This window comes from Streptomyces sp. NPDC045955 (genome assembly GCF_056430805.1).
This window is the reverse complement of the sequence record NZ_JBWKKY010000044.1, coordinates 1-13,602: the sequence shown is the minus strand read 5'-3', so window position 1 is coordinate 13,602 and position 13,602 is coordinate 1. Positions and strand designations below refer to the sequence as shown.

The 13,602-nt window shown below is 67.2% G+C and carries 10 protein-coding genes and 4 pseudogenes; 4 read left to right on the top strand and 10 right to left on the bottom strand.

Going from position 1 to position 13,602, the window contains the following annotated elements; translation table 11 throughout:
• The first annotated feature begins 366 nt into the window (after positions 1–366).
• Positions 367–1,368 (top strand): lysostaphin resistance A-like protein, encoded by a 1,002-nt coding sequence (locus AC07F0_RS39980; RefSeq protein WP_478985253.1) that lies wholly within the window; start codon positions 367–369, stop codon positions 1,366–1,368.
• Positions 1,369–1,550: 182 nt separating this feature from the next.
• Here the strand turns inward: AC07F0_RS39980 and AC07F0_RS39975 are convergent.
• Both AC07F0_RS39975 and AC07F0_RS39970 read right to left on the bottom strand, forming a co-directional pair.
• Positions 1,551–2,685 (bottom strand): annotated as a pseudogene (locus tag AC07F0_RS39975) (IS630 family transposase).
• Positions 2,686–2,791: 106 nt separating this feature from the next.
• A complete protein-coding gene (locus tag AC07F0_RS39970; RefSeq protein WP_478985251.1) occupies positions 2,792–3,298 on the bottom strand; it encodes a GNAT family N-acetyltransferase in 507 nt (168 codons plus the stop codon).
• A gap of 853 nt (positions 3,299–4,151) precedes the next feature.
• Here AC07F0_RS39970 and AC07F0_RS39965 point away from each other — a divergent pair.
• Entirely contained in the window at positions 4,152–4,418 is a 267-nt protein-coding gene (locus AC07F0_RS39965; protein WP_478985250.1) for a hypothetical protein, read from the top strand.
• A gap of 5 nt (positions 4,419–4,423) precedes the next feature.
• The gene (locus AC07F0_RS39960; protein ID WP_478985248.1) at positions 4,424–5,302 is read left to right on the top strand and encodes a helix-turn-helix domain-containing protein; all 879 of its coding nucleotides are present in this window, start codon (positions 4,424–4,426) and stop codon (positions 5,300–5,302) included.
• A gap of 346 nt (positions 5,303–5,648) precedes the next feature.
• Here the strand turns inward: AC07F0_RS39960 and AC07F0_RS39955 are convergent, their stop codons facing one another.
• A complete protein-coding gene (locus AC07F0_RS39955) occupies positions 5,649–6,320 on the bottom strand; it encodes a hypothetical protein (protein WP_478985247.1) in 672 nt (223 codons plus the stop codon).
• Entirely contained in the window at positions 6,317–6,919 is a 603-nt protein-coding gene (locus AC07F0_RS39950) for a sigma-70 family RNA polymerase sigma factor (RefSeq protein WP_478985245.1), read from the bottom strand. The genes AC07F0_RS39955 and AC07F0_RS39950 overlap by 4 nt, the downstream gene beginning before the upstream one ends.
• Before the next feature lie 559 nt (positions 6,920–7,478).
• Here AC07F0_RS39950 and AC07F0_RS39945 point away from each other — a divergent pair.
• On the top strand, positions 7,479–7,664 hold the full coding sequence (locus AC07F0_RS39945) for a hypothetical protein (protein WP_478985244.1): 186 nt from the start codon (positions 7,479–7,481) through the stop codon (positions 7,662–7,664).
• Between the two features lie 1,521 nt (positions 7,665–9,185).
• Here the strand turns inward: AC07F0_RS39945 and AC07F0_RS39940 are convergent.
• The 6 genes and pseudogenes from AC07F0_RS39940 to AC07F0_RS39915 all read right to left on the bottom strand — a co-directional run.
• A pseudogene (locus AC07F0_RS39940) lies at positions 9,186–10,144 on the bottom strand (IS5 family transposase); the annotation flags it as partial.
• Between the two features lie 58 nt (positions 10,145–10,202).
• Positions 10,203–10,622 (bottom strand): RacP protein, encoded by a 420-nt coding sequence (locus AC07F0_RS39935; RefSeq protein ID WP_478985242.1) that lies wholly within the window; start codon positions 10,620–10,622, stop codon positions 10,203–10,205.
• 2 nt (positions 10,623–10,624) lie between these two features.
• Positions 10,625–11,626 (bottom strand): annotated as a pseudogene (locus AC07F0_RS39930) (DUF6192 family protein).
• 428 nt (positions 11,627–12,054) lie between these two features.
• Positions 12,055–12,648, bottom strand: coding sequence for a hypothetical protein (locus tag AC07F0_RS39925; RefSeq protein ID WP_478985240.1), 594 nt, complete (start codon positions 12,646–12,648; stop codon positions 12,055–12,057).
• Positions 12,649–12,831: 183 nt separating this feature from the next.
• Positions 12,832–13,340, bottom strand: a pseudogene (locus AC07F0_RS39920) (integrase core domain-containing protein); the annotation flags it as partial.
• Positions 13,341–13,522: 182 nt separating this feature from the next.
• A partial coding sequence (locus tag AC07F0_RS39915; protein WP_478985162.1) for a VOC family protein occupies positions 13,523–13,602 on the bottom strand: 80 nt, incomplete at its 5' end.

The following is a 13,602-nucleotide window of genomic DNA, read 5'->3' as shown; positions in this document are numbered from 1 at the left end:
GCCCTGAAACTTTCCCTGCCTCCGAAGAGATGCACGGGAAATTTTCCGCAAACCGGGCGGACATATGGGGGTGATCTACGGCAATCTGGGCGGCGAACAAAACAAACCGGACTGGCTACTACCGCCACCCCGAAACCTCAAGTTCCGCTCAACTCCCTCGGAACCGCCTCGGATCCGCTCTGCCGGTAACAGCGTGCAGGCACGCGAAAACGTCACACCGGTCAGTCCTGAGCCTCCCTGGGGCGGTCGAGACCGGTACGGATGTGCGATGTCCGGAAGGGACCTGGGCCATCCACCCCAGGGCTGAGGAACGCTCCTTCTGCGGGCGGACGCATTTCCCGGCCTGCGGTTGGAATGCTGCCGATCATGGCAACCGCATCCCCGGATCTCACCGGCTTCCCGTACCACCGCATGGGCCGCTGCACCGGTCGTCATCGCTGGTGGCGGCCGCTGCTCGGCGCCCTGCTGTTCCTTCCGAGCTGGCTCGTGCTCTCTCTCCTGCTCTTGGCCGTCTCCTACGGTCTCGGGACCGCGGTTGGCTACCCGGAACTACCGGACGGCGGCGTGGACTTAGGCCCGCTGCGCAACACGGCACTCGACCTGACGTACATCGCGATCGCCCTGCCCCTCATCCTGCTGGCAGTGCGGTGGACGGAGAGACGCCCGGCCGGCACCCTCTCGTCGGTCACCGGACGGCTTCGGGTCCGCTGGCTGGCCTGGTGCCTGCTGACTGCCGTCGTCCCCATGCTCCTGCTGGCGGTGACCACCGCCCTCCTGCCGGACGACGGAGCTGCCTCCGGCGAGTCCGCCTCTTGGGTCGGCTGGCGGGCGTTCCTCACCTCCTTGGCCGTACTGGCTGTTTTCATTCCGGTGCAGGCCGCAGCCGAGGAGTACGTGTTCCGGGGCTGGCTGACCCAGGCGGTCGGAGCCTTCCTGCGTTCCCCGTGGTTCGCGGTACTCCCGCAGGCGGCGTTGTTCGCCGCAGTCCACGGGTGGGGCACCCAGTGGGGCTTCATTGATCTACTGTTCTTCGGCCTGGTGGCAGGGGGGCTGACCATCCGCACGGGCGGCCTGGAAGCGGCCATTGCTCTGCACGTCCTGAACAACCTGCTGGCCTTCGGCGTCTCCGCTGCAGTCGTCGACGGTTTGTCGTCCGACGACACCGCGGCCGACGCGCCCTGGCAACTCGCCATCGCGGACATGGCAAGTGTCCTGCTGTTTGCCGCCATCGTGCTGAGGTTGGCCCGGTCGCGCCCGCCGCAGCGCCTCTCGCCCCCGGCGGCCATGCCACCCACCTCGTACCTGCCGCACCCGCCACCGCCGGAGACGTCGGCACTGGACGGCACGCCGCGAAGCCGGACGCCGTAGGCCCGCACGGTCAGACGGCGTTGGGCACAGCCCGGCGTACACGCATGCCTCCCGGCGGTACGCAGGTGTCGCACTCGGCAACGCAGCAGCCGTCTTCCCGTCCGCATCCACGCCGGCGACTGCCACATCGCCGGCGCCCGCCGAGTCGGCCGCGACGAGGCCCGTCGGCTGCTCGTGCCGCATCAGGCAACGTTCGCCCTGTCGACCACGGCTCGTAGCCGCCGATCGTCAGCGTGACGGTTTCGCCAGATGATGTAGCGGCGGATCATGCTGCCCTGTTCCTTGTGGCTGGCGTGGTCGGTGTCGTCGAGGGTGAAGTAGCGCAGGGCGGTGAACTGGGCCTCGATGCGGTTCAGCCAGGAGCTGTTGGTCGGGGTGTAGGCGAGTTCGACGTTGTTCGCCGCGGCCCAGTCGCCGACCCGGCTGTCCTTCTTGGTGGTCAGATGCGGGGAGAAGTTGTCGAGCACGATCGCGATACGGGTCTCGGGCGGGTAGAGGCTGCGCAGGTAGCGGCAGAACTCCAGGAACCTCGTGCGGTTCTTCTTCAGTTTGATGTGGCCGTAAAGCTTGTCCCGGGCCAGGTCGTAGGCGGCGAACAGGTGCCGGACCCCGTGCGGGCGGGTGTAGGTTGCCCGCCGCCGGGGGCGGGGTTCGCGGTCGGGGTCCTTGTGCTTGCCGCCGCGTTCGGCCCATTGCCGTCCGGGGTGGGGCTGGAGGTTGAGCGGGCCGAACTCGTCCAGACAGAAGATGATTTCGGGTTCGCCGTCCTCGGGTATGACCTCGCCGTCGGCGATCGCGTAGAGATGCTCGACCCGCGCCTTCTTGGCCGCGTAGTTGGGGTCATGGGAGGCTTTCCAGGTCTTTAATCGTTGAAAGGTGACGCCTTCCTCGCCGAGCAGGATGCGCAGGCCCTCGTGGCTGATGTCGTCGACCACCCCCTCGGCGACGAGGAAGTCCGCCAGTTTGGTCAGGCTCCAGGTCGAAAACGGCAGGCCATGCTCAGCCGGTCGGCCACTTGGCGATCTTCTTGATCTCGCGGCGCTCGGGCAGCGTGAAGGTCTTCGGCCGGCCACCCCGGTATTTGGGATAGAGGGAGGTGAAGCCGTCGGTGTTGAAGTTGTGGATCACGTCGCGGATCCGGTCCGCGCTGGTGAAGGTGACCTCGGCGATCTTCGTCACGGGCATGCCCTGCGCGGACAGCAGCACCATCTGAGCCCGCCGCCAGGTCACCACCGAGCCGGTGCCACGGCGGATGATCTTCAGCAGCCGTCTGCCCTCATCGTTGTCGATCTCGCGGATGCGTACTCGTTCTGCCACCCGCACAGCCTGATGGCCGCGCAGGCCGGAGACGAAACCCGGCTTCGCTCACGTCCGGAGACAGCGTTCTTTCAGGGCATGCTCCCGCACCGACGGCACCGTGGTGTCACAGTGCCCGGCGCATGCAGGCCCGCGGCCATCGGTCCAGGCCGTGTGCCGCTTCGCGCTCGCGGATCTTCCGCAGACCGGGAGTGAGCCTGTTGTCGTCCATGAGCTGAAAACCACAGCGTGCGTAGTAGGGGGCGTTCCAGGGGACCTGGGTGAACGTGGTGAGGGTCAGAGCGGGCGCCCCTTCGCTCCTGGCGTGGGTCGCCAGATGGTCCAGCAGCAACCGGCCGACACCGCGACGCGCGCTGTCCGGGTGCACCGAGACCTGCTCGACGTGGAGGTTACCGTCGACGCGGTCGGCGATCAGGTAGGCGACCGGGGCGTCGTGGTCGTTGGCCATGACCCAGGCCAGCCTCGTGTGGTGGTAGCGGGCGAGCTCACCGAGCGGGAGTGGCTCATCCTCGGCGATCTCCGGCATGCCGATGTCTCGGAAGCACTGCCCGGCGGCCCTCTCGATGTCCTGGAGGGCGGGCAGTTCGTCCAGGCGCACGGCTCGGATGCGCATGCACGCATTCTCCACGGCACGCCGGATGGCGCTACCGATTAAGCGTCCTGTGACGGCGGTCCACCGACGGTGGCTGCGTGGTGCAGGGCCCGCATCGACCGGACCGTGCGTCGCTCACTCGACGCCAGGGGTCACAACAGGGCGAACGTTGCCTGATGCGGCACTCGCCACCGGCCTGAAGGCTTGCAGCCACTGCCAGCCCGACGTTCGGCTGCACATCCACGGGATGACCGGAGTGCCCAGGGTGCCGAAACAGCGGGCCGGACGAAGTTGTCGGCGGCAGGCGGCCAGCCGGCGCCTTCCGGTTCGGGGGCTCCCCACTGCCAGGCGGAGGCCCCCGAACCGCGGCCGCGTGCCAAACGCGACCCTCTTCCTGTTCCCCGGACTGTTGGAGTCAGCAGCAATACAGGGGACGTGGTGCAAGGTGTTCACGAACCGAGTTCGCGTATTCACCCGCCACTTACTAGAGGTGAGCGTAGATGCAGCGACCCAGAAAAACGGTTTTTGAAGTTGGACAGATGATGAGCCAACCCGCGATGGCCTGGGGAACGCCGAGGCCAGGCGCGTGTGACCTTCAGTGCTCCTACTGAGACGGAACCTGAGCCAATCCTCAACTCGGCATCTGCCGACGCGAGTTACTGGAAAGCTAGGAGATCGGAGGACCGACGTCACGCCTGGGCCGTACGCCAATCGGCCCGTGACCGGTCTCCGTCACGGACTCGTGACCGCGGATTTCGGGGGCCAGCCAAGCCCCCTGCGCGGCCCCCCGAGTACGAGGAGTCAGCAGCAAGAGGACACGGAACGGGGCGGTGGCCAAAATGGCGCCGCCCCCTTGGTGCAGAGGGACTTTTCCATGAACAGGAATCTCGAGGCGCCCGCCTCGTCGTCGGCCGACTACGGCTTCGACATGGCGCGGGCCCTGGTAGTGCTGGGCTTCGTCGCCGCCGCGGTCATCCTGCGGATCGTCGCGCACATGAGCGTCAGGGACATCGTGGTGCTGCTGTCGGCCGGCGGCGCTATCGCTGTGGCCGTACTGGTCTCGGCAAGAGTGAGGCTGCGGAGCCGTCGTCTGGTGCAGCGCCTCCTTCAGACGGCGCTGAACAACGGCGCGGGCAGCTGAGCGGCATGGGACGTCCCGAGGCTCCGGTCGACGACACCGTGCCGGCGCGGGCCGCGTTCGCGCATTACCTGCGGGCGCTACGACGCGCAGCGGATCTGACGTACGCCGAGCTCGCTGAGCTGGTGTCGCTGCCGTATTCGGCCGCGCAGTTGAAGCGGGCGGCCAGCGGCAAGTACGTGCCGCCGTTCCCGCTGGCGTTCGCCTATGCGTCGGCCTGCCTTGACCGGACGGAGGGCGGAGATCTCAGGCGGCTCGCCCTCCTGCACGCCCAGGCGGAGCGTGCGGAGGACGAGCACAAACTCCGCGAGCGCCGCTCGACCGTTCTGGCGAAACCGCACTTGGCCCGCAACCAGGCGGACCTCTGTGGAGCGATGCGTGACCAGTGGGCGTATGCCGGGCGGCCGCCCTACCGCCGGATCCAGCGGGAGACGAAGAACTGGGTCTCGCACAGCACCGTGCACATGATCGTCAGAGCGCGGACCATTCCGCGAGACCTCCGGCAGTACGTGGCCTTCCTGGAGGCGTGCAAGGTCTTCGGCCTAAGTCTGGAGCCCTGGCTCAGGGCGTGGATCAGAGTTTGCGGCTTTCCGAGGACCGACGAGGAATTCGCCCGCACCACCGAGCGGATGAACCCTGTGGTCAATGAGATCTACCGAAAGGTGCTGCGTGAGGAGTACTGCGCGCTGCTGAGGCGCTCGCGAGAGGGTGAGATCCCGGAGATACGTGAGCTGGAGGCGCAGGCGAAGCGCGAGTTGCACGAGCTGATCGCCAAGGCGACTCTGCCAGTCCGACCGATGGCGCCCGTGCACCGGACTCGCCGAGTGTCCCGGACCATCAGTCCTGCGGCGGTCGGTATCCGTTCCGGCCTGCCGATGGCTCCTTAGGAACGGCGCGGTCCCCTGTATCCGAAACGCCAGGGGGCCGCGCCGCCCGCAACCTGGTGGGCGCGGCCCCGCGCCGTCCCGCCTGGTGACGGCCGGCCTCTGTGTGCCCTCGGTGCCGAGCGGCGGGCCCGCAGGTGAGTGCGGGCCCGCTGTGAGGTCAGCGGCGGGTCTCCCACCACAGGATGAGCAGGGTCACGCCGCCGCTGCCGAGCTTGTAGGCGGCGCCCTGAAGGAATTCAGCTGGGACGTTCCGTCCCTGCTGGCCGAACCATTTCCGCAGGTAGCGGATGCCATCGGCGCCCTGCCTGCCCCAGCGGGACAGGCTTGGGCGGGCGTTTCGAGCGTCTCAGCGGCGGGTGAAGTCGTGCAGCAGGTCGGCGAGGCGCTGGTCGGGGCGCTGGATGATGATGCAGGAGTCGGGCTTCGCGGTGGCCAAGCGGTCGACTTCCATCTCCAGGCCGCTGGTGGGGGCGCTGGCGAGGCTGGAGCCGGTCCTGCGGACGTACGTCGCGACGGCCTCCAGGGTGGCGAGGAAGGTGCCGTCGGGGGCTTCGGAGTCCAGGACGTCGTCGGTGACCTCGTGCAGCCAGTGCCGTGCCTCCCGTGTCTCCCCGAGGGAGAGGTGGTGCAGGTGCAGGCAGTAGGCGGCGGCGCGGTGGCCGGCCCCGGCGGCGAGCTGCCACCAGAACTGGGCGCTCTCGCGGTGGTCGGTCAGGTGGAGCAGGCAGGCGAAGACGAGGGCGCCGTCGACGTCCAGGTGACGTTCATCCGCGGGAGTTTCGGGTTCCTGGGCGAGGCGGTCGACGTGGTCGGCGGCGTCGGGCTTGTTGAGGATCCAGCGGCACACGACGGACAGCCGCTGCCCGGCCTGGGTGGCGCGGACGGTGTCGGGGTGCGGCTTGGCCGCGACGGCGGCTGCGTCGGCGGCGAGGCGGCGCAGGGCGGCGCCGACGTCGAAGCTGTCACGCGGCGCGGTGGGGATGCGGGCGTCGGCCAGAAGTTCGTCGATGGCGGTCACTGTCCGGTCCCCTTCTTGTTCTTGGCGGGCGTCGCGGGCAGGTCCAGCCGGATGCGCAGGCGTTCCTTGCCCTTGCGGCCGTGGTAGTCGACGGTGCGGGTGTCCAGGCCCATGTAGCGGGCGATCCGCTTGGTGGGGTAGCCGAGCAGGTGGCGCAGGACGATCACGGTGAACTGGCGGGTGGGCAGCTCGAGGATCGCCTCGTACAGGCCGCCGGCGCTGCTGTTGAGTTCCAGCTGGCTGCGGACCGCCTCGAGGTTCTGCGCTATCGGGCCGTTGATGAGGAACGCCGGCGGGCGTCCGTCCTCTTCGAGGCGGCGGGTGACGCCGCGGTGCAGCACGGCGAGCGTCTGCTGTTCGAGGTCGCCCTGCTGCAGCAGCTCGTCCCATCCCCCGAGGATTTCCAGGAACACCTGGTGGACCACGTGTTCGGCGGTGCGACGGCTGCCGAGGTGGATCTCCGCGAAGTCGTGGAAGAACTCCTGGTGCCCCAGGTAGAAGCCCTCGAAGTCGAGGGGCAGATCGGGCGGGGCCTGGACGGGCTGGCCGTGGCCGCCGTCCTGGGGCGATACGTCAGTGGTGACGTCGCCGTTGCCCATGCAGTCCTCCAGGCGGTGAACACCGGGCCTCTCCGTTGAGGCCGGCGGGATCGGACGCGGGTCAAGTCGCCCGCGTGAGGGCCCCGTTGGGTTGGGCTCTCATGCACCACCCTGGTGTTTTTCGGGTCCGGAAACTCATACGACCCTCGGAAATCGTGACTCTGCGATCTTCTCCATAAACGGAACGTGATTACGACATTAGCTCGCGGGTTCGAGAACGGGCCGTGAGCTGCAACGAAGGGCCCAGGTGCAAAAGTTCACATTTCAAGCACTGTCGGACTCGTGGCATAAGTCACACTGTGCTCGCTACTGCGTGGACATCCCGTGAAGCACAAGCCGCCACAGCTGGCCGTCTGTGGGCACAACCGATCCGCCATCACCCGTTGGAGTGGGTGTATCGCCGCTGACGCCCCGGCGCCTGCCAGCCTTCGCCGAACGGTGCCGGAGATGATGCGACTTACCACCCACGCGGGTGAGCCGACGGCCAAACCCTGCACTGGGCGAGACCGTGCCCGGTACGAAGATCGCGGACCTTCCCGTCTTCGCGAGGAACCCGCCCGTGCGTCTCCCCGCGCCGTCGGCACCGCGGCCGATCGGCCTCTTGAGCGTGGTGGTCACCGGCCTGGACATGGTCGGGCTGTTCTTCATCCCGGCCGTTAACTCCCGCCAGCTGCTGGACGTCATCCGCCGGCGCTCGGCCGAGCGGCGTGCCGGTGCTGGCCCCGCCGGGCTGGACGACGCCTGATTGCCCGGCCCGGCGCCCACGGGACATGCCGCGCTTCCGGCAGAGAGGGGGAGAACGTGTCCGAGTACGACGAAGAGGCCACCCAGGAAGCGCTCAGGAAGGCCGTGGAGCATCTGGGGCGGCCGACGGGACGGGCGAGGTCTTGAGGAGCCCTGGGGCACCGGCGGCGGTTGTCCGAAGGCGCTCAAGGGACTGAGGAACAGAACTGTCGACCGCGCAGCGATCGGCTGGTGAATGAAGCCAGCATGGTGCCCGATTACCGAGGGCAGAAATGTAGACATCGGGCGCCAGGCGTCCACGAAGTCGAGACATTGACGTACCTCTCCGGTTTCCAGGGAACGAACGATTCGCGCCACCGTGCGGCCGAAATGGTTCCGGTCCACAGAGGCCGAAATTGGCTCTGAGATGCTCAAGTAACCCTCAGAAGATCCCTGTCACACTTGCCTGACCCGGCAGCATATGGAATTGTCATGGCCGCGCCGGGGAGAAATGCTCTCCGTGCAAAATATGGAAGTGGGTGAAGAAAGTGCTGAAGGCTGCTCGAATCCAGCGGATGAGAACCGTCCCGACACTTGGAGTGCTGCTGGCCGGTCTCTTATCTCTCGGAGTCGGGGCGTCTGCATCAGCTTCCGAAGTCGGCGTCAAGGCGCACCCCAGCGATTGCCACTATGAGATTGCCGGCAAGTGGGGAACGGTCGCCCGTTGCGAAAAGGACAATGGCGGCTCCTACCGAGCTTCCGGCACATGCAAGTTCCCGAACGGGAAGTTGCAAGAGATGGCAGGTCCATGGAAGTGGACGGGACCTTCCTACGCGTACTGCCCAGGAGACTCGAAGGCCGTTAGCGCGGGCATCACCACACGACCGACGCGGTAGAAAAGTCCCGATCGAACGAGAAGGGTCAGTGACAATGAAGAAGATGAATTCGGCGCTGCTCGCTGCCGTAGGGATGGCGGCCTGCTTCACCCTCGGAGTCCAGGGCACTGCCACTGCGGCCACCGTATCCCCTACGGCCCATCCGACTGGGTGCACCAGCGGAAAGCACGACAATGGCTGGTCGGCCAAATGCAGTAAGAGCAATGGCGGGCACTATAAGGCGAGCGTGACGTGCTTCCCCTTTGATGGCGGTGCTCGCGTTGTGCGCTGGGCGTCGCATTGGAGATCCAGCGGGACTTCCTACGTCTCCTGCCCGCCGCTTACCCAAGTTGAAAGTGGTGGCTTCGTTACAAAGGCCGATTAGGCCGAACCTGACAGCCCCCGGGCAAGGTCATGAGACCTGAATCTTCCTCCCGGTACTCGGGGTTGCCTGTTTGTGTGAGGCGCGTCGTACGCAGACGTGGCACCGTGTGAGCCGTCGGGCCCGTCGCCTTCCTCGTGGCGACGGGCCCGATGTGTGACGAGGTCGCTTTACTTCACTGGCCCACGTGCTTCATCAACAGCCGTATGGCGATCAACGAGATGCGCCTCCAGCGTCGCAGCGTTGGAGGAACGCAGGGACCATCTGCGCTGGCAGGTGGAGATGGGCGAGGCGATTGTTGAGGCAACCGGGCCGCCACGCGACTCGATGCCTTGCGGCATGGTCGCAACGTCGGGGAAGGATGATTTGTCCCGCCTGTCGGCGACGTGGAAGCTGGGCTCAGCTGGCCGGCGTCGGTTTCCTTGGCCAGCTGGGGGTGGCGCCTTTCCGGGCGAGGCGCCTGGTCATGAGGGTGATGGCAGCCCAGGTGATCAGTGTCTCGGAGTGCTGGATGAGCCGCTCGTAGTCCCTCGCGTGGCGCCTGGCGTGCATCATCCAGGCGAGCGACCTCTCGACGACCCAACGGCGAGGCAATACGACGAAGCCGGATGCGTCCTTGGGACGGCTGACCGGCTTGATAGTGAGCTTGAGGTGCCGTTTCGCCCAGGCCACGAGCTTCCCGGCATAAGCCGAGTCGGCCCACACGATCGTGATCTCTGGGTGCATCAGGCGCAGGCGGAAAAGAACTTCCTTGGCGGCCGCGGCATCGTGCAGGTCGGCGGGGGTGACCATGACCATGAGGGGTAGGCCGCGGGTGTCGACGACCAGGTGGCGCTTGCGGCCGTTGATTTTCTTGCCCGCGTCGTAGCCGCGGGTGGCCTTGGAAACGGTCTCCGCGGCTTTCACGCTCTGGGAATCGATCACGGTGGCCACTGCTCGGGGGCCTTTACCCATGTCACTGCGGATCCGCCCCGCCAGATGGTCACGGACCTGGCCAACGATCCCGGCCGCGGCCCATCGGGCCATGAATCCCCAGACCGTGCGCCATGGCGGGAAGTCCGCAGGCAGGGCCCGCCATTTGCAGCCGGTGTCCACGACGTAGCGGATCGCGTCGACGATCTCGCGTCGGGGATGCTTCTCAGGCCGGCCGCCCTTGCTGGTCTCGCAGGCCGGGGTGGGCAACAGCCCTTCGAGCAGGGCCCATTCGGCGTTCGTGGTGTCCGAGGGGTAGCGGCGAGAGCGCATGGCGAGGGCCTCAGGGCTGTGCGGTGGTCCGCCTGCGGTCCGGGCGGACCACCGCAGGTCAGGAGCTGTTGATGAGGTCGAGGGTGGATTCGATGGAGTTGAGCTGGGCGACGATGTGCTTGACCCACTTGTCGCCCGGGTGGGTGGCCGCGTGCGGGGCGACGGTGCCGGTGATGAACCGGCGGAACTCGGTCAGCTTCTCCCTGACCACCGCCCGTTCGTATGCCTCCAGCACCGCCCGTTCGGCTCCGAGTTGATAGCCCGCCTGCCGGGTCCAGGTCAGCGGGGGCCAGCCCTTCTCCGCGGCCTGGTCCTTCAGCGCGGCGAGGCCGGAACGGACCTGACTGGCGGACAGGTCGCTGGCGCGTACCAACTGGTGGAACTCAAGGCCGGCGGGCCTGGCCTCGAACAGCACGAACCGCAGGGTGTCCGCGTGGCGTCTGGCTGCATCGCCCCGTCGCCGTGAGGCGCGGGGCATCCTCATTCGCCCTTGAGCAGACGGGCCAGTTCGTCATCGACGTCGACCTTGCCAGTGTCGACGGCCGTCTCGATCCAGTCCAGCGTCGCCCGCACCCGGGCAACGTTCTCGTGCACGAGCGTGCGTTCGTCGTCGTTCAGGGTGCGGTCCCGCAGGCCCGGAACGGTCCGGCCGGCGGCGGCGACGAAGGCGTGGCAGGCGGTGACCAGGTCCAGGAACTCCACCGACCGGTCGATCGCACGGACGGCCGGGGCGACGGGACTGGTGCGGTCGAAGTCCTCACGGGCTTGCCGACCGCGTTCGACCTGGGCATGGTTGACCTGGAAGCGGGCGGTGTCGTCGCTCATCGCCTTGAACGCGACGTCCGGCCTGCGCAGCAGGCTCGTCGCGGCGGTCGCCGCGACCGACTCGTCCCGTGTGAACTCCTCCACCACCCGGACCTTGTCCTCCGCCGACACTTTGGCCGCGACCTGCGGACGCTTGAGGAAGTCGGTGGTGACCGCCGCGGCGACCTCTTCGTCCCGGGCCAGCGAATGGATCGCGGTGACCTTCTCCTGCGGCGTGATCGGGGTCTCGACCTGCTGGCCCACCCGCCGGCTCGCGTCATCCGTGGTCCACCGGGCCTTGCCGTCCGGCGGCGTCCCGATCGTCGCGAACCGTTCCGCCTCGTCCTCGATGTTCGCCAGGGCCCGGTGGACCGTGTACGACGCCGTCTTGGGACTGCGGTGTTCCTTCGGCCAGCGGGAGGCCACCCACCTCGTGGTCTTCACCGTGGCCACCGACAGCCCGATGTCGTCGGCCAGCCGCTTCAGCGACGCCTCGACCGTCTACTCCGGCTCCGCGATCGGACCGCCCCGCTGCCTCATCGGCTCGATCTCCAGAGCGCGGTCACCAATCGTGAACTGCCCGCGCGTCTGCTGCTCGACCACATCTCGCAGCTCAGCGACGATCTGTTCGTAACGGGACTGGCTTACGCTACCGACCTTCTCTGCCACTTCGGTCACGGTGTCTCACCACCAACTGCGGGCCAGGGCACGGCTCGTGGGGCCGCGACGGGACAGGGCCCGCTTCCAAGCTGAGAGTCAGACCGAAAATCCTAAGATCACAATGAATGACCTTAAATGACCGGATGGTGACCGAAGTTGGACCCGGGATACGTTCGCTCAGCGGTTACTGTGACCGTTCGCCGAACGGTTCCGCCCGGCGCCTCCAAGCCCTCACCTTGCACCGCGGCGAGCAGAACACCGCATCCGAGCGGCGGTCGACACCAGCACGGATCGGACACCGCCGCGATGAGCAGCAGCAGCCGAATCGCGTCGGAGAGGCGATCCCCCTCGTCATCATCCACTCACACACGGTAATGACTCGCGGTGGGCTTGATCAATGCTCCTGCGCTGACCGCTCAGGGCTTGTAGGCAGCGCTTCGGATGGCCTAGCGCTGGGTCTGTTCCAGCGCGGCGATCTCGGGCGCCGTCACCGTGGCCCGCTGGCCTGCCTGGACCTGCTGGAGTCGTTTGATGGTGGCAGCCAGCACGTCATGAGCGTCTGTGGGATCCGCGCCCGCGTCCTCCACTGTGACTCTGGCGATGATGGTGCCGGATCTGCTGTAGCCGTACACCGTGCCGCTCGATCCGCTGTCCGCGAGGAAGACCGACTCCTCTCCGACCCGACCGACCTTTAGGGGGTGCGCCTCGTCCGTGTCCGGCCACTGGTCGTACGCCGCCTTCGCGTGCGCGGCATTGTCGAACTGGCAGACGTCCAGGTCAATGCCTCGCGATTCGGTCGATCCCTGGTAGTCGTAGTCGCCGCTACCCGCTTGCTGCCAACCGGCCGGCGCTGGGGCGTCCAGAGGAGCACAGTCGTCGGGCTCGCCCTGCATGCGCTTGTGCAGACTGCCGGGAAGGTAGCCGGAGACCAGGTCATCAGCGTCGGGAATCGCCTGTGTGAGTTCCCCCCGGCTGAGCTGCTTGGTCAGCGGCAGGTCGGTGTTGTCCTTGGACGGACTCGCTTTGCCGGTTCCGCTCACTGACGGCGCCCCAGCGGGGGCCGGCGGCGCCTTGTCCGTGGAGCAAGCGGTTAGCACGAGGCAAGCCAGAAGCGTTGCAGCGAGGGGAAAGTGACGTCTTGCCATGTCGTAAACATAGATCAGCTCCGAGCCGGCAGATTCGAATCTCGCCAGGTACGGCCTCGGGGAACAACGGAACAGCGGCTAGCTGTATTGACCTGGAGCGTTGTTCACACGGCTGATCGGTGGGTGGCCGCCGAGTGCGGTGTGGCAGCGGTGGTGGTTGTAGGTGTGCAGGAAGTCTGCCAGTGCCGCGGTGCGCTCGGTGTTGCTGGTGTAGGGCCGTAGGTAGGCCCATTCGTCGAGCAGGGTGCGGTTGAAGCGTTCGACCTTGCCGTTGGTCTGCGGCCGGTAGGCGCGGGTGAGCTTGCCGGTCGCGCCGAGGTCAGCGAGTGCCCGGCGCCAGGCGAAGCTCTTGCGGTAGGGCCAGGCGTTGTCGGTCAGGACGCGTTGGATGCGGTCGATGCCGCAGGTGGCGAAGAAGGCCGCGGCCCGGGTGAGGAAGTCTGCGCAGGTGGCGGCTTTCTCATCGGCGTGGATCTCGCTGTAGCGAGGCGGCTGTGGTCGTCGACGGCGGAGTGGACGTAGTCGAAGCCCACCCTGTTGCGTCGGGCGCGGCCGGCCTGGCGGCCCAGGACCTTGTGACCGCCGCCGCAGCGTCCTCGACGCGAAGAATGGGAATGACTTCCTTGTCTATAGAGTCATCGTCGCAGACCCCAGGGCAAACGTTGCCTGTCGCGGCACTAGGTCGTCATACACGGCCACAGGCGCCAACCAGCCTCATTGAGGTCTTCTCGGCAACGTGACGGACGGGGTGCGAGTGCCCGCTCGCGGCCTAGTTCTGCGGTGCCAGGGTGCGCAGGACGCAGAACTCGTTGCCCTCGGGGTCTGCCATGACCACCCAGTTTCGGTCTG

Coding starts and splice junctions, on each gene's coding strand:
- AC07F0_RS39980 (WP_478985253.1), top strand. CDS start 367: ATGGCAACCGCATCCCCGGATCTCACCGGCTTCCCGTACCACCGCATG.
- AC07F0_RS39970 (WP_478985251.1), bottom strand. CDS start 3,298: ATGCGCATCCGAGCCGTGCGCCTGGACGAACTGCCCGCCCTCCAGGAC.
- AC07F0_RS39965 (WP_478985250.1), top strand. CDS start 4,152: ATGAACAGGAATCTCGAGGCGCCCGCCTCGTCGTCGGCCGACTACGGC.
- AC07F0_RS39960 (WP_478985248.1), top strand. CDS start 4,424: ATGGGACGTCCCGAGGCTCCGGTCGACGACACCGTGCCGGCGCGGGCC.
- AC07F0_RS39950 (WP_478985245.1), bottom strand. CDS start 6,919: ATGGGCAACGGCGACGTCACCACTGACGTATCGCCCCAGGACGGCGGC.
- AC07F0_RS39935 (WP_478985242.1), bottom strand. CDS start 10,622: ATGCCCCGCGCCTCACGGCGACGGGGCGATGCAGCCAGACGCCACGCG.